This window comes from Streptomyces sp. NPDC021224, from assembly GCF_044332905.1.
Lineage (GTDB): Bacteria > Actinomycetota > Actinomycetes > Streptomycetales > Streptomycetaceae > Actinacidiphila.
The window spans coordinates 23,573-47,972 of sequence record NZ_JBIRPW010000006.1 but is presented as its reverse complement, the minus strand read 5'-3'; the positions used below and the strand labels follow the sequence as shown (position 1 = coordinate 47,972).

Genomic DNA, 24,400 nt, shown 5'->3' with positions numbered 1-24,400 from the left:
GCAGTTCCCCGCGCCCCTCAAAAACGGGCGCGGCCCTCCGCAAGGGCCCCCGGACGGGAGGAAGCGCGCCCCCGCGCAAGGGCAACCCCCGACGGGGGTCAGGACCCGGGGGTCCTGGGGGCCGAGGTCTTCGTGCGGTCAACCGCCGGAGGCGCTTGCTCCTCCTCGAAGTCGATCTTCTTCATCTGCTTGCCCATGTTCTTCATGAGGAACCACAGCCCCGCGGCAATCGCAGCGAAGATCACGAATCCGAGGAGACCCGGCGTGACCTTGTCCTGGTTCACCTCGGCGAGGTGAACCAGGGGGTGGCCGGAGACGGCGTGGGAGGCCTGGGATGCAATCACGCCTCCCATTGTCGCCTAGGCCTTCCTGATGCCTGCAAAGAGGTCGTCCTCGGGGAGGGAGACGTCCACCCGGGACTTCGCGAGCTCGTAGTCCTCGTAGGGCCAGACCTCCTGCTGGAGGTCCATCGGGACGCGGAACCAGCCGCCGTCGGGGTCGATCTGGGTGGCGTGGGCGAGCAGCGCCTTGTCGCGGATCTCGAAGAACTCCGCGCACGGCACGTGGGTGGAGATGTTGCGCTCGGGGCGGGAGAACTCCTCCCAGCGCTTGAGCCACTCCCCGTACGGGGATTCCATGCCACGTGCTTCGAGTGCCTCGTGCAGCGCGAGGGTGCGGGGCTTGTTGAAGCCCTGGTTGTAGTAGAGCTTGAGCGGTGTCCAGGGCTCGCCGGCCTCGGGGTAGCGCTCGGGGTCGCCGGCGGCGTCGAACGCGACCATGCTGATCTTGTGGGTCATGATGTGGTCGGGGTGCGGGTAGCCCCCGTTCTCGTCGTACGTGGTGATGACGTGCGGGCGGAAGTCGCGGATCAGCTTCACGAGCGCGCCGGCCGCCTCGTCGACGTCCTGGAGGCCGAAGCAGCCCTCGGGCAGCGGGGGCAGCGGGTCGCCCTCGGGCAGGCCGGAGTCGACGAAGCCGAGCCAGGACTGCTTGACGCCCAGGATCTCGCGCGCCAGGTCCATCTCGCGGGCCCGTACCTCGTGGATGTGCTCCTCGATGGAGGGGTCACCCTGGAGTTTGGGGTTGAGGACCGAGCCGCGTTCGCCACCGGTGCAGGTGGCCACCAGCACGTCCACCCCCTCTGACACGTACTTGGCCATGGTGGCGGCACCCTTGCTCGACTCGTCGTCGGGGTGAGCGTGTACGGCCATCAGTCGAAGCTGCTCGGTCAAGGCTGCTGTCCTCAAAGTCCGGTGATCCGTTGAACCCCCTCGATCGGCGGAGAGGGCACGCCTCCTATAGTGACCGAGCGGGGGGACGAATAATTCCGCGGCCAGTGAACGGGAGTGACGATCATGACGGCTGTGCAGGCCGGTGCGACCGGTACTCCGACGCCGCCCGCGGGCCGCTACGGCCCCGGCGCCGACGCGCGCGCGGACCGCAAGCTGCGGATCGCCGCGATCGTGGCGGGTGTGCTCGTCGCGGCCGGTGTCGGCTGGTACGGCTACGACACGCTCTCGGGTGACAAGGTCAGCGCGCAGGTGGTGGCCTTCGAGGCGGTGTCCGACCAGGAGGTGCAGATCCACCTGGAGGTCCACAAGGGCAAGGACGCCGTCACGGTGTGCACGCTGCGCTCGGTGGACGCCGACCACAACGAGGTCGGCCGCAAGGACGTCCGGATCGACCAGCACACCAAGCAGGTGGACACCCTGGTCACGGTGCGCACGACCGCCCGCGGCGAGACCGGCGAGCTGCTCGGCTGCACCACTGCGTCCGGCAGCTGACCGGGCCGTACGACCCCTTTCCGGGCCTCGGCGGCGGCCGTCCGGGCGGGCGATTTTCTGACGCGTTCTGCGGACTTATCCGCTCCCGTCCGTCCCCGGTAATTGTTAGGCTCGTGGTTTCGTCCCGGCTACCGGTGGCAATGCAATTCTTCACGACAGTACCGACGAGGAGCACTCTGTGACCCAGACCAGCGACAACGTCACCTGGCTGACTCAGGCGGCGTACGACCAGCTCAAGGCCGAGCTGGCCCACCTGTCTGGTCCGGCGCGCGCCGAGATCGTCGCCAAGATCGAGGAAGCCCGCCAGGAAGGCGATCTCAAGGAGAACGCCGGTTACCACGCGGCGCGCGAGGACCAGGGCAAGCTGGAGCTGCGCATCCGGCAGCTCACCCAGATCCTGGAGACGGCCAAGGTCGGCGAGGCCCCGGCGGACGACGGTGTCGTCGCCCCGGGCATGGTGGTCACGATCGCTTTCGACGGTGACCCGGACGACACCCTGACCTTCCTGCTGGGTTCGCGCGAGGGCATCTCCAGCGACCTGGAGACGTACTCGCCGCAGTCGCCGCTGGGCCGCGGTGTGGCCGGCAAGCGCGCGGGCGAGGACGCGACGTACGAGCTGCCGAACGGGAAGTCGGCGTCGGTGAAGGTTCTGGAGGTCAAGCCCTACCAGGGCTGACCCGCGGGGACGAGCGGGACGCAGCGGAGCCCCCGGCGGTCCGGCCGCCGGGGGCTCCCGCATGTCCGCGGGCTGTCCGCGAGAACAGCGTCAGGCCGTTCCGCGGACCGTCCGCGGAGCGGCGTCAGGCCGTCGCGGAGCGGTACTTGTGCACCGCCCAGGTGCGGAAGACGGCGATGATGACCAGCGACCAGATCAGCGACGCCCACACCGGGTGCTCCATCGGCCAGGCGCCGGACTGGCTCACGCCCGGGTTGCCGAAGAGCACGCGGGAGGCCTGCACGGTGGCGCTGAACGGGTTCCAGTCGGCGACGTGCCGCAGCCACGCGGGCATGAACTGCGTCGACACGAAGGCGTTGGACACGAACGTCACCGGGAAGAGCCAGATCAGGCCGCCGGAGGTGGCCGCCTCGGGGCTGCGCACGGACAGGCCGATGAGCGCGCCGATCCAGGAGAACGCGTAGCCCAGCAGGAGCAGCAGCGCGAAGGCGCCGAACATCTTCGGCAGCCCGTTGTGGATCCGCCAGCCCACCAGCAGGCCGACGCACGCGAGCACCACCACGGTGAGCGCGGTCTGCACCAGGTCGGCGAGCGTGCGGCCGGTGAGGACGGCGCCGCGGGCCATCGGCAGCGAGCGGAAGCGGTCGACGAGGCCCTTGCTCATGTCGTCGGCGATACCGGCGCCGGCGCCCGCGGTGGCGAAGGTGACGGTCTGCGCGAAGATGCCCGCCATGAGGAAGTTGCGGTAGTCGGTGGCGCTGGTGGAGTTGCCGACGTTGACGGAGCCGCCGAAGACGTAGCTGAACAGCACCACGAACATGATCGGCTGGACGAGGCCGAAGATCACGACCTCGGGGATGCGCATCATCCGCAGCAGGTTGCGCTTGGCGACCACGAGCGAGTCGTGGGCGGACTGCGTGATGCCGCCGCGCGGCTTGGGCGCCAGCGTCAGCTGCGGGGTCTCGGTCGTGGCGCTCACTTGGCGCCCTCCTTCACGGTGCTGCCGGAGGCGGCGGCGCCTTCCCCGGACCCGGACTCCTCGTCGTCGTCGCCGTTCTCCGGCATCTCGGCGGCGTGGCCGGTGAGGGAGATGAAGACGTCGTCGAGCGTCGGGCGGCGCAGGCCGATGTCGTCGATCTCGACGCCCTGGGCGTCCAGGTCGCGGATGATCTCGGCGAGCAGCTTGGCGCCGCCGGTGATGGGGACGGTGATCCGGCGGGTGTGCTGCTCGATCTTGGTGTCGCCCTTGCCGTGCTGGCGCAGGGCGCGGGCGGCGTCCTCGATGCGCTCGCGGTCGTGCACGACGACCTCGACGCGCTCGCCGCCGGTCTGCGCCTTGAGCTGGTCGGAGGTGCCGCGGGCGATGACCTTGCCGTGGTCGATGACGCAGATGTCGTGGGCCAGGTGGTCGGCCTCCTCCAGGTACTGCGTGGTGAGCAGCATGGTGGTGCCGCCCGCGACCAGGTCCTCCATGACCTCCCACAGCTGCTGGCGGTTGCGCGGGTCGAGTCCGGTGCTGGGCTCGTCCATGAACATCACCGGCGGGCTGACCACGAGGGCGGCGGCCAGGTCGAGACGGCGGCGCATACCGCCGGAGTAGGTCTTGGAGATGCGGTTGGCGGCGTCGGCGAGGTTGAAGCGCTCCAGCAGCTCGTCGGCCCGCCGCCGGGCGGCCTTGGCGCTGAGCTGGTAGAGCTCGCCGACCATCTGGAGGTTCTCGCGGCCGGTGAGGAACTCGTCGACGGCGGCGAACTGGCCCGACAGGCCGATGTGCCGGCGGACCTCGTTGGGGTGCTTGACCACGTCGATGCCGGCAACGGTCGCGGTGCCGCTGTCCGGCTGGAGAAGTGTGGTCAGGACGCGGACGGCGGTGGTCTTCCCCGCCCCGTTGGGCCCGAGCAAACCGAGGACCGTGCCTTCCGGCACGTCAAGGTCCACTCCCCCCAGTGCCCTGACATCGCCGAAGGTCTTGACCAGACCTTCGGCATGGATGGCGCCCGGCATTTTTCGCTCCCGTCCCTCGCGTTGCATAGCGTGCGCTTGGTGCGTGAAGCCCTCGTGGTGCCCGGAGGGCTGCGACTGCTGGTTGGCTTGTACGGCTGTACGGCTTTACGGCTTTACGACTCGGCTGTACGACCGGTCGGTCGGCCGAAACTCATCGGCTGCCGCTCGACAGCCGATGATCGCCTGATGCCCCGCCCTGCGCGAACGGATAAACGCCAAAAATTCTGACGAACCCGGCAAAACCGGCGAGAACCGGATGCGCCGGTGCCGTACGCGGACGGCCGGGGTGGCACTTTCGCGATACACCGCGAGAATGCCAGACGCGATATATCGCGTCAACCCTGGCGCGTACACGACCGGCGACGGACCCGCGCGGGGTCAGGCGATGACCACGTACCCGGCGTCCTCGAGCGCCGTGCCGACCGCGGCGCAGTGCTCGGGACCCTTGGTCTCCAGGTGCAGTTCGACCTCCGCCTCGGTGAGCCCGAGGCGCGGATCGGTCCGCACATGACTGACGTCCAGCACGTTAGCGTCGACCACTGACAACACCCCCAGGAGCGTCGCGAGCGCCCCCGGGCGGTCGGTCAGCCGCAGCCGCAGCGAGAGGTAGCGGCCCGCCGCCGACATGCCGTGCCGCAGGATGCGCTGGAGCAGCAGCGGGTCGACGTTGCCGCCCGACAGCACCGCGACGACCGGCCCCTCGTACGCGTCCGGCGCGGCCAGCAGCGCCGCGACCGGGCTGGCCCCGGCGGGCTCGACGACCAGCTTGGCGCGCTCCAGGCACAGCAGCAGCGCCGACGACAGCTCGTCCTCCGAGACCGTGACGACGTCGTCGACCAAGTCCCTGATCAGCGCGAACGGTACGTCGCCGGGGCGGCCGACCATGATGCCGTCGGCCATCGTGGCGACCTGGCCGAGCGCGACCGGGCGGCCCGCCTGGAGCGAGGGCGGGTAGGCCGCGGCGCCCGCGGCCTGCACACCGACGATCCGCACGTCCGGCCGCAGCGCCTTGACCGCGACCGCGACACCCGCCGCGAGGCCGCCGCCGCCGATGCCCACCACGATGGTGCGCACCTCGGGGCACTGCTCCAGGATCTCCAGGCCCACCGTGCCCTGCCCGGCGATGATGTCGGGGTGGTCGAAGGGGTGGATGAAGACCGCCCCGGTCTCCTCGGCGTAGCGGATCGCGGCCCGCAGCGTCTCGTCCACGACCGTGCCGTGCAGCCGCACCTCGGCCCCGTAGTCGCGGGTCGCGGCGACCTTCGGCAGCGGGGCGCCGACCGGCATGAAGACGGTCGAGCGCACCCCGAGCAGCGAGGCGGCGAGTGCGACGCCCTGCGCGTGGTTGCCGGCGCTGGCCGCGACCACACCCGCGGCGCGCTCCTCGGGGCGCAGGCCCGCGATGCGCACGTACGCGCCGCGGATCTTGAAGGAGCCGGTGCGCTGGAGGTTCTCGCACTTGAGGTGGACGGGCGAGCCGATGACGGACGACAGATGGCGGCTGCTTTCCAGCGCGGTCGTCCGGGCCACGCCGGAGAGCATCTTGTGGGCGCCACGCACGTCGTCGAGGGTGATCGGGTGGGTCGCGGCGGAAACCGGTCGTTCCATACGACCAGTCTCGCAGCCGGTTCGGCGCGGGGCGCGCAGGGTGGGGTGACACGCCCGGGGGCAGGGGTGCGCCGCGCGCCGCACGGCAGGGTCAGGACCCGGTTGCGGTTTGTGCGTGCGGGGTAACTGGGGCGGTCCGGCCGCGTACTCTTCATCCCAACTTCCCGCCCCTTCGAGCCTCTTATCCTCCCGACGATCCTCCGCACCACCCCTGTTCCACCGCACCACCCCTGCTCCACCGCACCACCCCCGTTCCACCGCGCAGCACCACCCTCCCTCTTGTTGAATCGACAGAACGCGAGCTTCAAGGTCATGTCCAAACCGACGGAGACCTCGACCGAACTCCTGGAGCGCCTCCAGCACCAGGTGGCCCTCTTCGCGCGCCGCGCCGAGCAGACCCGGCTCGGCGGCGTAGGCAAGGCCCGCAACTCCATGGACCGCGCCGCCTACCTGCTGCTCAACCGGCTCGACCGGGAGGGCCCGATGGGCGTCAAGGCGCTCGCGGAGTCCATGGGCATCGACTCCTCGACGGTGACCCGGCAGGTGGCCCCGCTGGTCGACACCGGCCTGGTCAAGCGCACCTCGCACCCGGACGACGGGCGGGCCGTGGTGCTCGCGGTCTCGCCGCGCGGCCGGGCCCGGCTGGACGACGTACGCGACTCGCGCCGCCGGCTGATGGCCCAGGTCACCGAGGGCTGGACGGACCAGGAGCGGGAGCTGTTCACCGCGCTGCTCATCCGCTTCAACGCCGGGCTCGCCGACTGGCACGCCGGGCTCAGCCGGGGCGACGACGACCCGGCGGTGCAGGGCGCGGCCAGCGGGGCGGGCGGGGCCGCCGGGGCGTGAGCGGCCGGGCCGGCGGGGCGGCGCGCGCGCCGGGCGCGAGCCGGTGGTGAACCGGCCGCAAGGGGGGCGGGCACAGGTCTTGACCCGGAACACCCGGTTGCCGTCCCATGGCCGCGTGGGGAAGCGCCGGGCGGCAGCGGAGACCCGACGGGACGCCGAGTTCGCGGCGTTCACCGCCGGGGCGGCAGGACGCCTGCTGCACACCGCGACCCTGCTCACCGGCGACCGCGAGCAGGCCGAGCGGCTGCTCGGCGCGACGCTCGCCCGCTGTTACGCGGACTGGCTGCGGATGCGCTCCGAGGACCCGTACGACCAGGCGCGGGCCGAGCTGGTGCGGCGTTTCGCGTCCCGTCCGTTCTGGCGCAGGCCGCACGGCGGGGTGCTGGACCGGCTGACCGCCCAGGAGCGGATGATCATCACGATGCGCTACTTCGAGGGCGTCGCCGAGGAGCAGACCGCCGCGCAACTGGGCCTGCCCACCGACCGGGTCCGGGCGATCTGCGCCCGCGCCGCCGCGACGCTGCGCAGCCGCCCGCCGGGCCCGCCGCCCCGCAGCGTCGCCGAGGTCCGCGCGGGCGACGGGCCCCCGGCCGTCGGCCGTCCGCCCCGCGAGGTGCACGGGGCGGCCCGGTGAGCCCGGCGCGCAACCGGCGTGACGACGAGGTGCGCAGGCTGCTGGACACCCCGCACCCGATCGTGCCCGCGGGCCTGGTCGCGCACGCGACCGCGCGGGGACGGCGTACGGTCCGCCGCCGCCGGGTCCTGGCGCGGGTGCTGTGGGTGCTGCTGGCGGCCGCGCTGGTGGCGGGAATCGTGCTCGCGGTGCTGTACGGGCCGGACGACACGGGCGGCGGAGGCGGCGGGGGCGGGGGCGGCGCGGGTGACGGCACGTGGTGGGGGCAGACGGTCCTGGCGCGCGTCCCGCCGCCGCTGTTGCCCCGCCTGCCCCTCGTGCCCCGCGTGCCCCTCGTGCCGTGAGGTGAGGGTGCTCAGCCGAGCGCCTGCGTGAGGTCGGCCAGCAGGTCGTCGGCGGATTCGATGCCGACCGACAGCCGCACCAGGTCGGCGGGCACTTCGAGCGCGGAGCCCGCCGCGGAGGCGTGCGTCATCCGGCCGGGGTGCTCGATGAGCGACTCGACGCCGCCCAGCGACTCGCCGAGCGTGAACAGCTCCGCCCGGTTGCACACCTCGACCGCCGCCTCCTCGCCGCCCGCGACGCGGAAGGACACCATGCCGCCGAAGGCCCGCATCTGCTTGGCCGCGGTCTCGTGGCCCGGGTGCTCGGGCAGGCCCGGGTAGAGGACGTGGGTGACCTTCGGATGGGCCGTCAGCAGTTCGGCGACCCGGGTGGCGTTGGCGCTGTGCCGGTCCATGCGCACCGCGAGCGTCTTGATGCCGCGCATGACGAGCCACGCGTCGAAGGGCCCGGCCACGGCGCCCATCGCGTTCTGGTGGTAGGCGAGTTCGTCGCCGAGTGTGGCGTCGGAGGTGACCAGGGCGCCGCCGACGACGTCGGAGTGGCCGCCCATGTACTTGGTCGTGGAGTGCACCACGACGTCCGCGCCGAGCGCGAGCGGCTGCTGGAGGTAGGGGCTGGCGAAGGTGTTGTCGACGACCAGCCGCACGCCCGCCTGCCGGGCGACCCCGGCGAGCGCGGCGATGTCGGAGATGCCCAGCAGCGGGTTGGACGGCGTCTCGACCCAGATGACCTTGGTCTCCGGGCGCAGCGCGGCGCGGACCGCCTGGACGTCGGAGGTGTCGGCCACCGACCAGGACACGCCCCAGCGCTCCACGACCCGGGAGAACAGCCGGAAGGTGCCGCCGTAGGCGTCGTTGGGGATGACGACGTGGTCGCCGGGCGCGAGGACCGTCCGCAGCAGGCAGTCCTCGGCCGCGAGACCGGAGGCGAAGGCGAGGCCGCGGCGGCCGCCTTCGAGGGCCGCGAGGTTGGCTTCGAGCGCGGTCCTGGTCGGGTTCGCCGACCGGCTGTACTCGTAGCCGCCGCGCAGGCCCCCGACGCCGTCCTGCTTGTACGTCGACACCTGGTAGATCGGTGTCACGACGGCGCCGGTGGCCGCGTCCGCGGGCTGCCCGGCGTGGATGGCCAGGGTCTCGAACTGGCCGCCGTGCTGATCGGTGTGCTGATCGCTCATGCCGCCGAGGGTAGTGCCCCGGCGGCCCCCGCACGGCGGTTCACCCGCCGGTACCACAGGCCCGTCGCGATCAGGGCGACAAGTGCCGCGCCCCCGGCCGCGCCGCCGAGCTTGAGGCCGGGCGGGGTGAAGTCGCAGGCCAGCGTGGTGGTCTTGCCGTCCAGCGGCACCGCGATGAGGCCGAGGTACTTGTGGGCGGGCTTGGCCGGGCCGCCGCCGGCCGAGCAGCTCCAGCCCTCGATCCGGGGAACGGCGACGAGCGCGGTGCCCGTGCTGCCCGCCGGGAGGGTGGCCGAGAGGTGGTGGCCGTCGATGTGCACGGCGGTCGCCCCGGTGGCCGTGAGCTTCTGCACGGCGGTGGTCAGCCGACCGCGGTCCAGGCAGCCGAGGGGCTGCTGCGGGAGCCGCAGGTGCCCGAAGAAGCCGAGCGCGACCCGGGCCTGCCCGGAGGCGGGGACGGTGCCCACGGGCACCATCGGGGCGCGCACCGCGGGCAGGTGGCCGTCGACGCCGACCGGCGTGCCGCCGTCCAGGGTCGCGGTGCCCTTGAACTGCGGGGCCCAGAAGAACACCTGTGCGCCGGGCGCGCAGGTGGCGGTGAGCAGCGCGGCGCCGGTCCCGGTGCCGGCGGTGGTGACGTGCGGCTGGTCGTAGACCTTCGTGCCGAGCAGGAGTTCCTGGTTGCTGAAGGCGGAGTCGGTCCACCGCGGGGCCGTACGGGCGAGGTTCAGGTCCGGGCGGACGGTGACCAGCGGCGGGACCGGGGTGGTGGTGGACGTCGTGGTGGCGCGCGGCAGCGCGGTGCTGCTGGGCTTCGCGGTGGGGGTGGAGTGCATGCGGGTGCCGATGGAGAAGATCGCGTCGGTGACCGGGTTGTCGAGCGTCACCGGGTGGCGGCCCTTGGCGTAGTAGCCGAAGCCCAGCTCGGACAGCGTCCAGGAGGTGATGTCGGAGGTGAGGCTGCTGTAGTACTCGGCGCCCTGGCCGCCGACGACCAGTTCGTCGTTGCCGCCGGGCACGTCGCCGGGGTCGGTGCGCGAGCGCGGCCAGTCGTCCTTGGCGGCGACCGCGGCGGCCATGTCCTGCTGGGCCGGGCCGAGCCGCGGCGTCCAGGACACCTCCTTGAGCTGGTCCTTGACGACCCGGCTCGCGGACACCGCGGACTCCCCGCCCTGCGCGAGCAGCAGCAGGACGACGGCGGCGGCCGGCAGCGCCCGCGCGCCCCACCCGTACCGCTGCCGGAGCAGCAGCGCGGCGGCTGCGGCCAGCCCGAGGACCAGGGCGAGCGCGAAGACGCGGTAGGTCCAGCGGTCGTCGGCCTCGCGGCCGTGCCCGGCGAGCGCGACGAGCAGCACCAGGGCGGTGCCGCCGAGCAGCGCCGGCAGCGCGGGCAGCCCGTCGGCGGCGGACAGCCATCCGGCGATCAGCAGCAGGCCGCACAGCACGAAGGTCTGCCGGTAGGGCACCCCGTTGGGCGAGGCCCCGGCGTGCCAGACCAGGTGGGTGGGCTCCCAGTTGAGCGACAGCGTCACGAGCACCGCGGCGGCCGACCACCAGGCCCGTACCCGTACCGCGACCGCGCGGTTGAAGGGCAGGGTCAGGGCGAGGACGAGCGCGGGGGTGCCGATGTAGAGGGCGGGGGTCGCGGTGCTGGTCGTCGCGGGCAGGAAGCGGGCGGCGATGTCGGCCCAGGCGGCGGGCTCGAAGGTCACCTTGGGGGTCGGGTCGGCGACCTTGGTGGCCTTGAAGATCACCAGCACCAGCGGGGCGGCGAGCCCGACGCCGATGAGCATCGCGCGGGCCGCGTGCAGCAGCGTGACCAGCCGCCGGCGGGCGGTGTCGCTGCCCTCGGCTGTGTCCTCGGCGAACAGGCGCACCAGCAGCACGATCGCGGCGCCGAGGGTGGCCATGTAGGCGGTGTAGAAGTTCGAGATCCAGGCGAGCGCGACGACCAGCGGGGCGATCACCGGGCGGCGGGCGGTGCGCGCCCACTCGCCGACCAGGCACAGCATCGGGAAGGCGAACAGGCCGTCGAGCCACATCGGGACGACCGCGCCGTTGTCGAGCGTCCAGCCGGACACCGCGTAGGCGGCGCCGAGCAGCGCGGCGAGCGGCCAGGGCCCGCGGCGCAGCCGCAGCAGCAGCACCGCCATCGCCGCCCCGGCCGCGGTGACCTTGGCGACGGTGATGACGTAGAGCGCCAGCTCCGGGCGGTCGGCCGGGAAGAGCACGACCATGAGGTCGAAGGGGCTGCTCAGGTAGGTGCCGATGTCGCCGAGGAAGTTGGTGCCGAAGCCGGAGTTCCAGTTGACGAAGAGGTCGCCGTCGGCGCCGCCGGTCAGCACCTTGCGCCAGTACACGTGGTAGGGCAGGTACTGGTTGCCGAGGTCGACGACGTTGCGGGTGTGCGCGCCGAGCGGGTAGCTGCCGGCGAGCGCGCCGCCGAGGCAGAAGAGCATGCAGGCCAGCACCGCGGCCCCGGCCCCCGCCCGCAGCGCGGTGCTGCCCCGGGCCCACGCGCGCAGCCGTCCGCCGGGGGGTCGCGGCGGCCGGGGGGCAGGGCCTGCGGGGTTCTCCTGGGCCGATACGGCCTCGGCTGCGGACACGGGTCCTCCGGGTTGTGGTGCGCTGCGCGTGGTGCGTCCGGCCCGCGGGTCCTGTCACCGCACGGGTGCGACCAGCCATCCCACACCGGCCCGGCGACACCGCCTCGACCACGGGGCGAACCCCGGGGCGCGACCGGGTGAACGCCGGGAATCGCCGGATGTCCCGGGGTACGCGCGAAACCGCCGGCCGCCCGGGTGTCAGGGACCCGGGCGGCCGGCGGCCGGTCGTGCTAGCGGTGCGGGTGCGTCACCAGGCGGACGGTGCGGGCGGGGCCACGACGTCCGGGCGGTCGTTGCAGGTGATCGTGTTGGGCAGCTCCCACGGGGCGAGCCACGGGCCGGTGGTGCCGCCGCCGTCGTTGCCGCCGAGGTCGGTCACGGTGAACTCCGAGCCGGCCGGGGTGAAGTTGAACGAGCCGCAGTTGTTGATGCCCACGGCCCCGACGTTGCGGGCGTCGACGTTCTCGAAGGTCGCGCCGCCCGCGGACCGGGCGCTGAGCACCGAGGTGCCGGTGCCGTCGACCTGGATGTCCTTGAAGTGCACGCCTGTGATCGTGTACAGGTCCTTCACCGGGAAGTCGGTGACCAGCATGATCGCGTTGTAGGTGCTGTCGAGGAAGTGGTCGCCGGTCACCTGGATGTCGGCGTCGATGTTCTTCTCCAGCGCGTAGAACCAGATCGCGCCGAGCCCGATGTTCCAGTTCAGCTCGTACGTGCCCGCGCGCACGGTGGTGTTGTCGGTGATCTTCAGCGAGCCGGTGAAGGGCTCGGCGCCGAAGCGGGAGCCGACCTGGATCGCGCTGCCCTCGCGGATGGGGTCGGCGATCAGGTTCGCCGAGACGGTGTTGTCCGTACCGCCGTACAGGGCGATGCCGTTGGCGAGGACGGGGGTCTGCACGGTGTTGTGGTCGATGGTGTTGCCCGCGTCCTCGACCTTGTCCGACCACAGCGCGAGCGCGTCGTCACCGGTGTTGCGCAGGAAGTTGTTCGAGATGACCGAACGCGTCACGCCGGTGTGGAAGTTGATGCCGTCGGCGATCTGGTCGACGATCACGTTGTTGCTGATCCTCAGATTGCTCATCGGCCCGTCGAACCACATGCCGACCTTGGTGTGCTGGATGTACAGGCCGTCGATCGTGGAGTTGCTGAGCGCGCCGCCGATGCCGTTGACCTGGTCGGTGTCGATGCGCTCGCGGACGTCGCCCTCGATCGCGAAACCGGACAGGTGGACGTCCGAACTGCCGCCCTGCGCAGCGTCCTTGCCGTAGAAGCCGACCCCGGTGTGCACGCTGCCGTCGGGCGCGGGCGTGGCGAGGTCCACCTGGTGGCCCTTGAGGATCGTGTACCAGCTGCCCGCGCCCTCGATCGTGACGTGGTCGACGACGATGTGCCGGCTGACCTGGTACGTGCCCGGCGGGATGTAGACCTTGAGGTGGGCGCGCTGCGCGAACGCGACGGCCTTGTCGATCGCCGCCGCCGAGTCGCGGTGCCCGGTCGGGTCGGCGCCGAACAGCAGCACGTCGGCCGCCAGCAGATCCACCTTCGGCGGCGCGACGAGCTGCGAGTCCAGCAGGTCGACGGTGGTGGCCGCCGCCCCCGCGGGCACGGTCAGCCGCACCTTCTCGCCCGCCTTGTACGTACGGCCCAGCAGCAGGCGTTGCTCGTCGTAGAAGTGGTTGGGCCGGAAGGGCTTGGCGAAGACCGGCGCCGGGGTGGTGTCCTGCGGGACGCAGGAGCACTCGGTGACCCAGTAGTCCGGGTGCAGGATGTCGGCGGTCGGGTCGTTCGAGAACGGGTAGAGGTTGTAGAGCCAGGCGTACTGCGAGGTCAGCGTCATCGTCTTGGTCGCGCCGCCGACGCCCACCTTCAGCGGCGAGGTGAGCCCGCCGCCCTTGGGCGCGTCCGGAATGCTGTAGCGCACGTTGATCGCGTTGGCCGCGCTCGGCAGTGTGAACTCGACGTACTGCCCCGGCTGGAGCGTCACCGCGCTGCGGCCCGACGCCTCCGCGGGCAGCGTGTACGCGTCCCGGCCCGGCCCGATGACGGTCCCGTTCGTGACCGCGTTCTCCGCCTCCTGCTCCGCGAAGCCGACGCTCGCGCCGCGCCCGGCCGTCAGCGCCGGATCCAGCGCCGCCCGGGTGACCTGGGCCCTGCCCTGCCCGGCCTGCCCCGCCCCCTTGGCCGCCGCCGCTCCGGCACCCAGCACGCCGAACGCCGCAGCGGTCGCGGTGACCGCCGCGACCGTCACAACGGCTCTTCGCCGCGGGCCTGTTGACCATCTCGCCATCGACAGCTCGATTCTCTCGGGACACCTCAGGTGGGGGTTCCGCCGCGCGCGGGCGGCGGCAGTGAGGGTGAATTTAGGACCCTCCGGACCAGCCGCACAAGGTGCGTGCGCGCGGTATTTCGCATCCGTGCCGAGCAACTTCATGAGATTGCGCGATTCTTGCGGCCGACGTTCAGCGTGTTGCGGCGACGGGTGGGACGGACGGGAACCGGCGGACGGGAGAGGCCCTGGCCGAAAACGGACGCCACGGGACGGTTGAGCCGGATCGGTGTGGGATTCACCTCACGGACATTTCGCCGCCGCTTTGGCAGGATGTCCGGAGCAGTCGGACTGGCGTCGGCTCTGCGGGGCAGGCGACGGGGACGGTACGGCACCGGAAGTCAGCAGCGGCGGACGACAGGGGCTGAGGAATGGGTATGGGAAGTGCGACGTCGGCGGCGTACGGCACCCGGAGGCTGCTCCCCCGACCACCCCGCATCCCGCTCCCCGACCGGCTCCCCCACCTCCTCCCGGAACTGGCGCTGCTCGTCGCCGTCCAGGCCGTCTACAAGTACGGGCGGAAGATCGCCAACGGCCACACCGAGGAGGCGTTCCACCACGCCGACCACGTGTGGTCGTTCGAGCGCGCGGTGCACCTGCCGAGCGAACACTCCGTGCAGCAACTGCTGCTGCACAGCCACACGCTCGTGCACATCGCCAACTACCTCTACGCCACGGTGCACTTCCCGGCGATGCTGCTCTTCCTGGGCTACATGTTCGTGCGCCGGCGCGCGCACTACCTGTGGATCCGGCGCGCGATCGTCATCCAGACGATGCTGGCCCTGCTCGGCCACCTGCTCTTCCCGCTCGCGCCGCCGCGGCTGCTGCCCGGCGACGGCATGATCGACACCGCGGCGGTGTACGGGCCCGCGGTCTACGGCAAACCCGAGACGCACTCGATGGCGAACCAGTTCGCCGCGATGCCGTCGCTCCACGTCGGGTGGGCCCTGGCGATCGCGGTGGGCCTCATCGCGTCCCACCGCTCCCGCTGGCGCTGGCTGTGGCTGCTGCATCCGCTGCTGACGATGCTTGTCGTGGTCGGCACGGCCAACCACTACTGGCTCGACTGTGCCGTCGGGGCGCTGCTCCTCGCACTGGCCCTCGCCCTCATCCCGGGCCCGATGCCCGAACCCTCCTCCCCGCGCCCCCTCCGCGACTGGACCTGGCCCCTGCGCCGGGCTGCTGCGCAGGGCGGTGAGCGTTTTGGGGGCGCGTGGGGGCACCTCCCACGCGCCCCTGAAAAACGGGTGCCCTGCGCGGACAGCGTTGAGCCCTCTCGTGACAGAGAGGGATTCAGTGCTTAGGGTGCGTGAATATGGATATGCACACCGTGCTCGTCGGGCCCACGGGGGCCGGCCCCGAAGACGTACTGGCCGTCGCGCGTGAGAACGCGCAGGTCAGCCTCGCGGAAAGCGCCGTCGAGGCGATGGCCGCGGCCCGCCGCGTCGTGGACGCGCTCGCCGCGAAGCCGGAGCCGGTGTACGGCGTGTCCACCGGCTTCGGCGCCCTCGCCGTCCGCCACATCAGCCCCGAGCTGCGCGCGCAGCTCCAGCGTTCGCTGGTGCGGTCGCACGCCGCGGGGATGGGCCCGCGGGTCGAACGCGAGGTCGTCCGCGCGCTGATGTTCCTGCGGCTCAAGACGCTGGCCTCGGGCCGTACCGGTGTGCGGCCGGTGGTCGCGCGGACGATGGCCGCGCTGCTGAACGCGGGCATCACCCCCGTCGTCCACGAGTACGGCAGCCTCGGCTGCTCCGGTGACCTGGCGCCGCTCGCGCACTGCGCCCAGGTGCTGATGGGCGAGGGCGAGGCGGAGGGCCCGGACGGCGAGGTCCGCCCGGCGGGCGAGCTGCTCGCGGCGCACGGTATCGAGCCGGTCGAACTGCGGGAGAAGGAGGGCCTGGCCCTCATCAACGGCACGGACGGCATGCTCGGCATGCTGGTCATGGCCTGCGCGGACCTCGCCCGCCTCTTCACCTCCGCGGACATCACCGCGGCCCTGACGCTGGAAGCGCTGCTCGGTACGGAGAAGGTGCTCGCGCCCGACCTGCACGCGATCCGCCCGCACCCGGGCCAGGGCGCGAGCGCGGCGAACATGCTGAAGGTGCTCCAGGGGTCGGGCCTGACGGGTCATCACCAGGACGACGCCCCGCGCGTCCAGGACGCATACTCCGTGCGCTGCGCCCCGCAGGTCGCGGGCGCGGGCCGGGACACCCTCGCGCACGCCCGTACGGTCGCCGACCGCGAGCTGGCGGCGGCCGTGGACAACCCGGTCATCACAGAGGATGGCCGGATCGAGTCGAACGGCAATTTCCACGGCGCCCCGGTCGGCTACGTCCTGGACTTCCTCGCGATCGCCGCCGCCGACCTCGCCTCGATCGCGGAGCGGCGCACCGACCGGCTGCTGGACAAGAACCGTTCGCACGGCCTGCCGCCGTTCCTGGCGGACGACCCGGGCGTGGACTCGGGGCTGATGATCGCGCAGTACACGCAGGCCGCGCTGGTCAGCGAGCTGAAGCGGCTCGCGGTGCCCGCGTCGGTGGACTCGATCCCGTCCTCGGCGATGCAGGAGGACCACGTCTCGATGGGCTGGTCGGCGGCGCGCAAGCTGCGCACCGCGGTGGAGGCGCTCGCGCGGGTCGTGGCGGTGGAGATGGTCGCGGCGACGCGGGCGCTGGAGATCAGGACGTTCGGCGGCGGCTCCCCCGCCCCGGCGACGGCCGCGGTGGTGGCGGCGGCGCGCGCGGCCGGGGTGCCGGGTCCGGGCCGGGACCGTTTCCTCGCCCCCGACCTGGAGGCGGCCTACCTCTTCGTACGGTCCGGCGCCCTGGTGCGCGCGGCCGAGGAGGTCACGGGCCCGCTGGCGTGAGCCCGCGCGGAGGTCAGGGCGCGGTGTCCGGCTCGGACTCGTCGGCCTGGCGGGCGCGGCGGGTCGACTCGACGAGCAGGCCCGCGCCGACCACGAGGAAGACGGCGCCGCCGATGAGGTAGGGCCTGGTGTTGAAGGCGCCGGTGTCGGCGAGGCCGCCGTCGTCCCCCTGCGGCACGCCGACGGCGGCGGAGTGCGCGGCCGGGGCGGCGGCGGGGGCGTGCTCGGGGCTGGCGCTCGCGGTGGGCACGAAGTAGAGCGCGGCAAGGACGGCGCCGGCGGCTGCGACCACGTAAGGACGGGGCGAGGCCATGGGAACCCCCAGGGGTTGCGACGACGTGACCGTGGCCACCGATCGTAGTGACCTCCGCCACGCCTTGGGAAGCCGCCCCCCGGTACGCCCCCGGGCCCCCGCCCTGTCGGCGTACAGCGGCCGCGACCTCGGCGGGACCGCTGCGTAGACGTCGAGGCACACACCGTCACCACGAGCGTGGGATGGAACACAATATCGGACAGAAAGGGTGATTTGCCCCGGCGTGGCTGTTTCCATGGTCGGAAGAAGCCCGCAGGCCCCACCGGCCGCGGGGGACTACTGCCGCATTGGAGAGCTGCGTGACGCCGCCCGAGAACGGATCCGCCCCGACCGAGGCCCCCGCCAAGCACCGCAAGATCACCACCCGCCGCACCCTCGCGGCAGTCGCCGTGCTGATGGGCGGTGCCGTCGCCCTCACCGCGTGCAACAGCGGCGGCGGGAGCCACGCGGACGGTACGGCGTCCCCGTCCTCGTCCGCGACCAGCTCCGCGCCCACCCCCTCGACCTCCCCCTCGGCGACGAGCCAGGCCACGGAGGACGCGGCGGCGGCCAAGCACGCCTCGGCCGCGAAGATCACCATCACCCCGAAGAACGGCTCGACCGGCGCGAAGGTCGGCGGCGCGGTGAAGGTGACGGTCAGCGGCGGCACGCTGGGGCAGGTCACGATGAAGGCCAAGTCCGGCGGCAAGGCGGTGACCGGCAAGCTGTCCGCGGACAAGAAGACGTGGACGCAGAGCGGCTCGCTCGCGCACAGCACCCAGTACACGGTCTCCGCGACCGCGACCGACGCGCAGGGCACGCCCACCGCGGCGACCGCGACCTTCGCGACCGCCGCCGCGAAGCCGTCGACCTTCACCGGCTACTTCACGCCCGAGGACGGCTCGACCGTCGGCGTCGGCATGCCGGTGTCGATCAACTTCGACCACGCGATAGCCAACGGCGACCGGGCCGGTGTGCAGCGCGCGGTCACCGTGACGTCCACCAGCGGGCAGACCGTGGTCGGCCACTGGTTCAACGGCAAGCGGCTGGACCTGCGCCCGCAGAACTACTGGACCGCGGGCACGCACGTCACCGTGACCATGAACTGGAAGGGCGTCGAGGGCGCCCCCGGTGTCCACGGCACGCAGCACAAGACGATCGGCTTCGACATCGGCCGCTCGCAGGTCTCCACCGTCGACACCCAGACGCACATGATGACCGTCGTGCGCGACGGCCAGGTCATCCGCACCATCCCGATCTCCGCGGGCGGCCCGGACCACACCACCTACGACGGCCAGATGGTCATCGAGGAGAAACACGAGACGACCCGGATGAACGGCGCCACCGTCGGCTTCACCGACGACGACGGCAAGGGCGAGTACGACATCCCGGACGTGCCGCACGCCATGCGGCTCAGCAACTCCGGGACGTTCATCCACGGCAACTACTGGGGCGACCCGTCCGTCTTCGGCAACGTCAACACCAGTCACGGCTGCATCGGCATCGAGGACGTCAAGGGTGGCGGCGACCCCACCACCAACGCCGCCTGGTTCTACGACAACTCGCTGCTCGGCGATGTCGTGACGGTCGTCAACTCGCCCGACAAGGTCATCCAGCCCAGCAACGGCCTCAACGGCTGGAACATGACATGGAGCCAGTGGGTGGCGGGCTCGGCTCTGAAGTAGCCCGCTCCGTGACGTCACGGATCCAGGTCGCGGGGTCGTCCAGCACGGTACGCACCGAGCTGTAGGCGGCCCCGCGCAGTACGCCGTCCCGGCCCAGCCGCGAGATCACCACGTCCTGGGCCCGCCAGCGGCGGTCCGTGACACGCGCGGCCAGCTCCCGCCGCACCCCCGGCAGCAGCCACGGCGCCAGGTCCGCGAGCGGGCCGCCGACCACCACGGCCTGCGGGTCCAGCAGATTCACCGCGCCGCTCAGGGCTATGCCCAGGGCGGCGCCCGCTTCCTCCAGCGCCCGCAGCGCCGCCGGGTCGCCCGCGGCCGCCGCGGCCTTCAACGCCGGGCCGCGGCCCGTCCGCACGCCCGCGGCGCGCAGCAGCGCCTCCTCACCCGCGTACGTCTCCAGGCAGCCCGTCGCCCCGCACGAGCACGGCGGCCCCTCCGGGCGGACGGGCACGTGCCCCAGCTCCCCCGCGAAACCGCGCGCCCCGCGGAAGAGCCGGCCCTCCACGACCAGGGCGGCACCGATGCCGATCTCGGCGGAGACGTGCACGAAGTCCGTGAGGCCGCCGTCGTGACCGCCGAGCCACAGCTCCGCCAGGGCGCCGAGGTTGGCCTCGTTCTCCACACCGGTGGACGGCTCCGGGAAGGCCGCGTCCAGCGGTACGTCCTCCCACCCGAGGTTGGGCGCGCGCAGCACGGTCCGGTGGTCCGGCCCGATGAGCCCCGGTACGGCGACGGTCGTCCGTACGGCCGTCAGCCCGGCTTCCGTGCTCTTACGGATCACCTCGCCCGTCAGCTCGGCCAGCTCCCCGAGCACGGCCTCGGCGGGACGGCCCCGGTTCGCCGCGGGCCGCTCCGCGCGGGCCCGCACCCGTCCGCGCAGGTCCACCGCACACGCGGCGAGGTGGTCCACGCCGATCTCCGCGCCGATGCCCGCGGGGCCCGTCTCGGTCAGCGCCAGCACGGTGCCGGGGCGGCCGACCGTGCCCGGCCGCTGCGCGCCCTGCTCTTCGAGGAGCCCGGCGGCCAGCAGCTCGTCGACGAGCGTCGACACGGTGGCCCGCGTCAGCCCGACCTCCGCGGCGACCGCGGCCCTCGTCACGTTCTCGCCCGCGGCGAGCGCGGTCATGACCAGCGCCATGTTCCGCCGCCGCAGCCCAGCCTGCGCGCCGGTCCCTTTCCCCACGCTCTCCTCCGGAGGTGCTCAGCTTCCACGCTCGGGCCTGTGCGACCCGGGCCCTGCCCTACCCGTCCCCCCTCAAGCCCTCCGGGCTGCCCCTTGCTCTCCCTCCGGGACCTTACGGCCGGTGGTGGGCTGGCCGCGCAGTTCCCCGCGCCCCTAGATTGCGCGCCCTCCCCCGCAAACTCCCGCCCCTGCGGGGCTGGCCCCCGCCCTCCGGGCTGCCCCGTTCCCTTGTGACGGGATCTTCCCCCGGCGAAGGGTTGCGCGCGCAGTTCCCCGCGCCCCTGGTTTGTTGCCCCGCGCGGCAGGAAGCGAGCCCTTGAAGGGCGTTCCCCCTGCGGGGGCAGGTCTTACGGGGGAGGGTGAGCGTTTTTAGGGGCTCGGGGAACTGCGCGACCAGCCACGACGGCGGGAAAGCCGACCGCCCACCGCAAGGGGCAGCGCCCCGAAGGGGCGCGGGGAACTGCGCGACAAGCCACCCACCGGCGGAAGGTCGCGCAGCCCACCCCGGGCGGCAGCCCGGAGCGCCCCCCTACCGCTGCTGCGCAGCGAGAGGCATCGCAGCGGCCAGCCGCGCACGCGCCCCCTCGTCCAGGGGCAGGGCCTCGTGCACGCGCCCAGCGGTCGTGTTCCAGCGTGCGGCGATAGCCGCAGGAGCCTCACCCGTGAGCGCGGCGGCAGCCTGCACCGCGGCCCCGAGGGCCACGAGCTCGCCCGCTTCGGGCACCTGCACGGCGCGGCCGGACAGGCGGCGGACCGTCTCCAGCCACGCAATCCCGCGCGACCCACCGCCGATGACGAGGAGCGGCTCGTCCGAGGGAGCCCCGCCGTCCACCGCGAGGACCTCGTCCAGCGCGCCCAGCAGCGCGTAGACGGCCCCGTCGTACGCACCCTGAAGCACCTGACCGGCGGTCGTGTCGTGCCGCAGCCCGCTGAGCAGCCCGGACGCGTACGGCAGGTTCGGCGTGCGTTCGCCGTCGAGGAAGGGGAGGAAGGCGACCGAGCCGCCGGGCTCGACGTCCTCCCGTTCGCGCCCGAGGAGCGCGGCGACCTTGTCGACGGCCAGCGTGCAGTTGAGCGTGCACGCGAGCGGCAGCCAGCCGCCGTCCGCGGAGGCGAACCCGGCCACGACCCCGCTGGGGTCGGTGGGCCGCTGCCGCGACACCGCGTAGACCGTCCCGGACGTGCCGAGGCTGAGCGCCGCCCGCCCCGGCGTGAGCCCGAGCCCGAGCGCGGCGGCCGCGTTGTCCCCCGTCCCCGGCGCGACGAGGGCGCCGGCTCGCAGCGGCAGCCCGTCCCGTACGACGCCCGCGGTCTCGCCGGGCCCGAGGACGGTGGGCAGCAGCCCCGCCGAGAGCCCGAGCGAGTCGAGGAGGCCCTCGTCGTACGCCTCGGTGTCGGAGCGCCACCACCCGGTGCCGGACGCGTCACCGCGGTCGGTGACCCCGGCGCCGGACAGCCGCTCGGTGAGGAAGTCGTGCGGCAGCCGTACCGCCTTCGCGGCGGCGGCCGCGGCCGGCTCGTGCTCGGCGAGCCACGCCCACTTCGTGACGGTGAAGCTCGCCCCGGGCACGGACCCGAAGCGCTGCGCCCAGTGCTCGGCGCCGTACTTCTCGACGAGCGCGGCGGCCTGCGGCGCGGACCGCACGTCGTTCCAGAGCATCGCGGGCCGTACCGGGGCGCCCTGCGCGTCGAGGACGACGAGCCCGTGCTGCTGCCCGCCCACGGAGACCGCCTCCGCCCGCGCGGCGAACTCACCCGTCTGGCTCAGCGCGTCCTGGAGCGCGGTCCACCACACCTCGGGGTCGGTCTCCCGGCCCGCGCCGGTGCTGACCGTGTGCCGCGCCTGGCCGGAGGCCAGCACCGCGCCGGTCTCGACGTCGACGGCGAGCACCTTCGTCGATTGCGTGGAACTGTCGATCCCGAGGACGACCGCCCCGGACGACGCCCCGAGCGCCCCGTTCTGCCCCATGTGATTCCTGTCCCTTCCGGAGCCCGTCGCGAGCTGCCACTTCCCATCATCGGCCTCGCATACTAATTTGTTCAACAGTCTGACGAATAGGAGCGAGCCCTCATGACTTCCGAGACGAACCTCACCCCGGGGCCGGAGCACAAGTTCACCTTCGGCCTCTGGACGGTCGGCTGGCAGGGACGCGACCCGTTCGGCGAGGCCACCCGTTCCGCGCTCGACCCGGTCGAGTCCGTCAACCGGCTCGCCGAGCTGGGCGCGTACGGTGTGACCTTCCACGACGACGACCTGATCCCCTTCGGGTCGTCCGACGCCGAGCGTGACGCGATCATCAAGCGCTTCCGCGCCGCCCTCGACACGACCGGCCTGGTCGTGCCGATGGCCACCACCAACCTCTTCACCCACCCCGTCTTCAAGGACGGCGGCTTCACCGCGAACGACCGCGACGTCCGCCGCTACGCGCTGCGCAAGACCATGCGCAACATCGACCTGGCCGTCGAGCTGGGCGCGAAGACGTACGTCGCCTGGGGCGGCCGCGAGGGCGCCGAGTCCGGCGCCGCCAAGGACGTCCGGGTGGCCCTCGACCGCTTCAAGGAGGCGTTCGACCTGCTCGGTGACTACGTCACGGAGAAGGGCTACGACATCCGCTTCGCCATCGAGCCGAAGCCGAACGAGCCGCGCGGCGACATCCTGCTGCCGACGATCGGCCACGCCCTGGCGTTCATCAACTCCCTGGAGCGCCCCGAGCTGGTCGGCCTCAACCCCGAGGTCGGCCACGAGCAGATGGCCGGGCTGAACTTCCCGCACGGCATCGCGCAGGCCCTGTGGCACGGCAAGCTCTTCCACATCGACCTCAACGGCCAGACCGGCATCAAGTACGACCAGGACCTGCGCTTCGGCGCCGGCGACCTGCGCTCGGCCTTCTGGCTGGTCGACCTGCTGGAGAACTCGGACTACGAGGGCCCCCGCCACTTCGACTTCAAGCCCCCGCGCACCGAGGACTTCGACGGCGTCTGGGCCTCCGCGGCCGGCTGCATGCGCAACTACCTCATCCTGAAGGACCGCGCCGCCGCCTTCCGCGCCGACCCGGCCGTCCAGGAGGCGCTGCGCGCCGCCCGCCTCGACGAGCTGGCCCAGCCGACCGTCGCCGAGGGCGAGGGCCTGGCCGGCCTGCTGGCCGACAAGTCCGCGTTCGAGGACTTCGACGTCGAGGCCGCCGCCGAGCGCGGTATGGCCTTCGAGGCGCTGGACCAGCTGGCGATGGACCACCTGCTGGGCGTCTGACCCCTCGCGGGTCCACCCCTTCGCGGGTGACGCTCCTCCAGGCTCGCGGGGTCCCGCGCGACCGGCCTACGGACGACGTCCTGTCAACGTCGTCCCCCTTCCACAGGGGGCCGGTCCGCGGGGCCCCGCGCCCTTTTCACCTGAGGCCGAGGGGTACGGGCCGTACGCCGTCCAGCACGCGCTGCCCGAACGCCGCCTCCGCCAGGGCCCATTCCGCGTCGTACGCCGACTCCGCCTTCTCCCCGAGCGGCAGCTCGGCCCACACCACCTTGCCGGGCGCGGCCGGGCAGAAGACGTCCCACCGCGCACTCAGCGCCTCGACGAGGAAGAGCCCGCGCCCGCCCTCGGCGTCTTCGCTCTGCGCCGGGATGACGGGACTTCCGCCGTCCCGGTCCCACACCTCGACGTAGAGACTGCTCCCCGCCGCCCGGAGCTGCACCCCGATGAGGTGACTGCCCGCGGGCCCGCTCATCTTGACGGCGTTGGTGACCAGTTCGGACCCGATCAGCTCGGCCCCGTCGATCTGCTCGGCGAGCTGCCACGCGGTGAGCGTGCGCCGGATGAACTCCCGCGAGAGGCTGACCGCCGCGAAGGCCGCGGCGAGCCGGATGTTCGCGACATAGAGGACGCTGGGCGTCGGTACGTTCACTCGTCCCTCACCTCATAGTTGTCCACGTCCGCGCGATCGACGAGATACGCGGCAAGGTGCTCCCGCAGTACCTGGCTCTCGCCGAAGACCCGCAGCGACGGCACGACCACGGCGGCGCCGGAGCTGCGCTTCAGCTCCTCGACGAGCCCGTTGAGCACGGCGATCCCGCCTTCCTGTTCCTCGTGCCAGATCCGGACGAGGTCGAACCTCTCGCGCTCCGCCCAGCACCGCAGCCGTAACTCGTCCCGCCTCACCTCGACGTCGGGGGTCGCTGCGTAGGCCCGCATATAGCCGTGGACGGCTCGCTTCATCCCGCCTCCTCGCGGTGGATGCACCGATCACGGGGCGTCAAGTTCGTTACGCCCTGCGTGATGTGACGAGTGAAGCACCGCAGGACTCTGCAATGCAAGACTACATTTTGAATCCACGTCAGCGAGAATTCGAACAGCAATATGGGCATTGCGAACCGTAT

At 72.5% G+C, this 24,400-nt stretch carries 22 protein-coding genes; 9 read left to right on the top strand and 13 right to left on the bottom strand.

All coding sequences use genetic code 11. The annotated features are described in order from the left end of the window. Positions 1-98: 98 nt before the first annotated feature. Together ACH4PY_RS16810 and mca are read right to left on the bottom strand one after the other, a co-directional pair. The gene (locus ACH4PY_RS16810; protein ID WP_398182294.1) at positions 99-344 is read right to left on the bottom strand and encodes a hypothetical protein; all 246 of its coding nucleotides are present in this window, start codon (positions 342-344) and stop codon (positions 99-101) included. A 15-nt stretch (positions 345-359) separates the two neighbouring features. Beyond that, a complete protein-coding gene (gene mca / locus ACH4PY_RS16805) occupies positions 360-1,232 on the bottom strand; it encodes a mycothiol conjugate amidase Mca (RefSeq protein ID WP_398182291.1) in 873 nt (290 codons plus the stop codon). 123 nt (positions 1,233-1,355) lie between these two features. Here mca and ACH4PY_RS16800 point away from each other — a divergent pair, with 123 nt between their 5' ends. Then, positions 1,356-1,784 carry a DUF4307 domain-containing protein gene (locus tag ACH4PY_RS16800; RefSeq protein WP_398182288.1) on the top strand — a complete coding sequence of 143 codons (429 nt, stop codon included), beginning with the start codon at positions 1,356-1,358 and terminating at the stop codon, positions 1,782-1,784. Between the two features lie 178 nt (positions 1,785-1,962). After that, the gene (gene greA / locus ACH4PY_RS16795) at positions 1,963-2,460 is read left to right on the top strand and encodes a transcription elongation factor GreA (RefSeq protein WP_398182285.1); all 498 of its coding nucleotides are present in this window, start codon (positions 1,963-1,965) and stop codon (positions 2,458-2,460) included. 124 nt (positions 2,461-2,584) lie between these two features. Here greA and ACH4PY_RS16790 read toward each other — a convergent pair whose 3' ends face one another. The 3 genes from ACH4PY_RS16790 to ilvA form a co-directional block, all read right to left on the bottom strand. Then, positions 2,585-3,439, bottom strand: a complete 855-nt coding sequence (locus ACH4PY_RS16790) for an ABC transporter permease (RefSeq protein WP_398182282.1) — start codon at positions 3,437-3,439, stop codon at positions 2,585-2,587. After that, positions 3,436-4,464, bottom strand: a complete 1,029-nt coding sequence (locus tag ACH4PY_RS16785; RefSeq protein ID WP_398182279.1) for an ATP-binding cassette domain-containing protein — start codon at positions 4,462-4,464, stop codon at positions 3,436-3,438. Before ACH4PY_RS16785 ends, ACH4PY_RS16790 begins: the two co-directional genes overlap by 4 nt. A 378-nt stretch (positions 4,465-4,842) precedes the next feature. After that, entirely contained in the window at positions 4,843-6,072 is a 1,230-nt protein-coding gene (ilvA, locus tag ACH4PY_RS16780) for a threonine ammonia-lyase (RefSeq protein ID WP_398182276.1), read from the bottom strand. Positions 6,073-6,384: 312 nt separating this feature from the next. Here ilvA and ACH4PY_RS16775 point away from each other — a divergent pair, with 312 nt between their 5' ends. The 3 genes from ACH4PY_RS16775 to ACH4PY_RS16765 all read left to right on the top strand — a co-directional run bounded on the left by ACH4PY_RS16775 (position 6,385) and on the right by ACH4PY_RS16765 (position 7,896). After that, the gene (locus ACH4PY_RS16775; RefSeq protein ID WP_398182273.1) at positions 6,385-6,918 is read left to right on the top strand and encodes a MarR family winged helix-turn-helix transcriptional regulator; all 534 of its coding nucleotides are present in this window, start codon (positions 6,385-6,387) and stop codon (positions 6,916-6,918) included. 115 nt (positions 6,919-7,033) lie between these two features. After that, positions 7,034-7,552 (top strand): sigma factor-like helix-turn-helix DNA-binding protein, encoded by a 519-nt coding sequence (locus tag ACH4PY_RS16770; RefSeq protein WP_398182269.1) that lies wholly within the window; start codon positions 7,034-7,036, stop codon positions 7,550-7,552. Then, positions 7,549-7,896, top strand: coding sequence for a hypothetical protein (locus ACH4PY_RS16765; RefSeq protein WP_398182266.1), 348 nt, complete (start codon positions 7,549-7,551; stop codon positions 7,894-7,896). Before ACH4PY_RS16770 ends, ACH4PY_RS16765 begins: the two co-directional genes overlap by 4 nt. An 11-nt stretch (positions 7,897-7,907) precedes the next feature. On the opposite strand, the gene ACH4PY_RS16760 is transcribed toward ACH4PY_RS16765, so the two are convergent. The 3 genes from ACH4PY_RS16760 to ACH4PY_RS16750 form a co-directional block, all read right to left on the bottom strand. Then, positions 7,908-9,071, bottom strand: coding sequence for a cystathionine gamma-synthase (locus ACH4PY_RS16760; protein WP_398182263.1), 1,164 nt, complete (start codon positions 9,069-9,071; stop codon positions 7,908-7,910). Then, the gene (locus tag ACH4PY_RS16755; RefSeq protein ID WP_398182260.1) at positions 9,068-11,677 is read right to left on the bottom strand and encodes a YfhO family protein; all 2,610 of its coding nucleotides are present in this window, start codon (positions 11,675-11,677) and stop codon (positions 9,068-9,070) included. The genes ACH4PY_RS16760 and ACH4PY_RS16755 overlap by 4 nt, the downstream gene beginning before the upstream one ends. Before the next feature lie 247 nt (positions 11,678-11,924). Beyond that, a complete protein-coding gene (locus ACH4PY_RS16750; protein WP_398182258.1) occupies positions 11,925-13,964 on the bottom strand; it encodes a glycosyl hydrolase family 28-related protein in 2,040 nt (679 codons plus the stop codon). 416 nt (positions 13,965-14,380) lie between these two features. Here ACH4PY_RS16750 and ACH4PY_RS16745 point away from each other — a divergent pair, with 416 nt between their 5' ends. Together ACH4PY_RS16745 and hutH are read left to right on the top strand one after the other, a co-directional pair. Continuing rightward, positions 14,381-15,307 (top strand): phosphatase PAP2 family protein, encoded by a 927-nt coding sequence (locus ACH4PY_RS16745; RefSeq protein WP_398182256.1) that lies wholly within the window; start codon positions 14,381-14,383, stop codon positions 15,305-15,307. Between the two features lie 17 nt (positions 15,308-15,324). After that, the gene (gene hutH, locus ACH4PY_RS16740) at positions 15,325-16,869 is read left to right on the top strand and encodes a histidine ammonia-lyase (RefSeq protein WP_398183386.1); all 1,545 of its coding nucleotides are present in this window, start codon (positions 15,325-15,327) and stop codon (positions 16,867-16,869) included. Positions 16,870-16,882: 13 nt separating this feature from the next. On the opposite strand, the gene ACH4PY_RS16735 is transcribed toward hutH, so the two are convergent. Then, positions 16,883-17,161, bottom strand: a complete 279-nt coding sequence (locus tag ACH4PY_RS16735; RefSeq protein ID WP_398182253.1) for a hypothetical protein — start codon at positions 17,159-17,161, stop codon at positions 16,883-16,885. A gap of 416 nt (positions 17,162-17,577) precedes the next feature. On the opposite strand from ACH4PY_RS16735, the gene ACH4PY_RS16730 reads away from it, so the two are divergent. Then, on the top strand, positions 17,578-18,846 hold the full coding sequence (locus ACH4PY_RS16730; RefSeq protein WP_398183383.1) for an Ig-like domain-containing protein: 1,269 nt from the start codon (positions 17,578-17,580) through the stop codon (positions 18,844-18,846). On the opposite strand, the gene ACH4PY_RS16725 is transcribed toward ACH4PY_RS16730, so the two are convergent. Both ACH4PY_RS16725 and xylB read right to left on the bottom strand, forming a co-directional pair. Further along, positions 18,791-19,972: an ROK family protein gene (locus ACH4PY_RS16725; protein ID WP_398183380.1), complete on the bottom strand. Its 1,182-nt coding sequence runs from the start codon at positions 19,970-19,972 to the stop codon at positions 18,791-18,793. The two genes, ACH4PY_RS16730 and ACH4PY_RS16725, sit on opposite strands and share 56 nt — an antisense overlap. A gap of 586 nt (positions 19,973-20,558) precedes the next feature. Beyond that, entirely contained in the window at positions 20,559-21,998 is a 1,440-nt protein-coding gene (xylB, locus tag ACH4PY_RS16720; protein WP_398182250.1) for a xylulokinase, read from the bottom strand. Positions 21,999-22,100: 102 nt separating this feature from the next. Here xylB and xylA point away from each other — a divergent pair, with 102 nt between their 5' ends. Beyond that, positions 22,101-23,279 (top strand): xylose isomerase, encoded by a 1,179-nt coding sequence (gene xylA / locus ACH4PY_RS16715; RefSeq protein WP_398182247.1) that lies wholly within the window; start codon positions 22,101-22,103, stop codon positions 23,277-23,279. A gap of 136 nt (positions 23,280-23,415) precedes the next feature. On the opposite strand, the gene ACH4PY_RS16710 is transcribed toward xylA, so the two are convergent. Together ACH4PY_RS16710 and ACH4PY_RS16705 are read right to left on the bottom strand one after the other, a co-directional pair. Next, positions 23,416-23,928, bottom strand: a complete 513-nt coding sequence (locus ACH4PY_RS16710) for an ATP-binding protein (RefSeq protein WP_398182244.1) — start codon at positions 23,926-23,928, stop codon at positions 23,416-23,418. After that, on the bottom strand, positions 23,925-24,239 hold the full coding sequence (locus ACH4PY_RS16705; RefSeq protein ID WP_398182241.1) for a hypothetical protein: 315 nt from the start codon (positions 24,237-24,239) through the stop codon (positions 23,925-23,927). The genes ACH4PY_RS16710 and ACH4PY_RS16705 overlap by 4 nt, the downstream gene beginning before the upstream one ends. Between the last annotated feature and the right edge of the window lie 161 nt (positions 24,240-24,400).

What these genes read in the sequence shown, in the direction of transcription:
- ACH4PY_RS16800 (WP_398182288.1), top strand. Translation starts at nt 1,356, where the DNA reads ATGACGGCTGTGCAGGCCGGTGCGACCGGTACTCCGACGCCGCCCGCG.
- ACH4PY_RS16785 (WP_398182279.1), bottom strand. Translation starts at nt 4,464, where the DNA reads ATGCCGGGCGCCATCCATGCCGAAGGTCTGGTCAAGACCTTCGGCGAT.
- ilvA (WP_398182276.1), bottom strand. Translation starts at nt 6,072, where the DNA reads ATGGAACGACCGGTTTCCGCCGCGACCCACCCGATCACCCTCGACGAC.
- ACH4PY_RS16775 (WP_398182273.1), top strand. Translation starts at nt 6,385, where the DNA reads ATGTCCAAACCGACGGAGACCTCGACCGAACTCCTGGAGCGCCTCCAG.
- ACH4PY_RS16760 (WP_398182263.1), bottom strand. Translation starts at nt 9,071, where the DNA reads ATGAGCGATCAGCACACCGATCAGCACGGCGGCCAGTTCGAGACCCTG.
- ACH4PY_RS16750 (WP_398182258.1), bottom strand. Translation starts at nt 13,964, where the DNA reads ATGGCGAGATGGTCAACAGGCCCGCGGCGAAGAGCCGTTGTGACGGTC.
- ACH4PY_RS16745 (WP_398182256.1), top strand. Translation starts at nt 14,381, where the DNA reads ATGGGAAGTGCGACGTCGGCGGCGTACGGCACCCGGAGGCTGCTCCCC.
- hutH (WP_398183386.1), top strand. Translation starts at nt 15,325, where the DNA reads ATGCACACCGTGCTCGTCGGGCCCACGGGGGCCGGCCCCGAAGACGTA.
- ACH4PY_RS16730 (WP_398183383.1), top strand. Translation starts at nt 17,578, where the DNA reads ATGGGCGGTGCCGTCGCCCTCACCGCGTGCAACAGCGGCGGCGGGAGC.
- ACH4PY_RS16725 (WP_398183380.1), bottom strand. Translation starts at nt 19,972, where the DNA reads ATGACCGCGCTCGCCGCGGGCGAGAACGTGACGAGGGCCGCGGTCGCC.
- xylB (WP_398182250.1), bottom strand. Translation starts at nt 21,998, where the DNA reads ATGGGGCAGAACGGGGCGCTCGGGGCGTCGTCCGGGGCGGTCGTCCTC.
- xylA (WP_398182247.1), top strand. Translation starts at nt 22,101, where the DNA reads ATGACTTCCGAGACGAACCTCACCCCGGGGCCGGAGCACAAGTTCACC.
- ACH4PY_RS16705 (WP_398182241.1), bottom strand. Translation starts at nt 24,239, where the DNA reads ATGAAGCGAGCCGTCCACGGCTATATGCGGGCCTACGCAGCGACCCCC.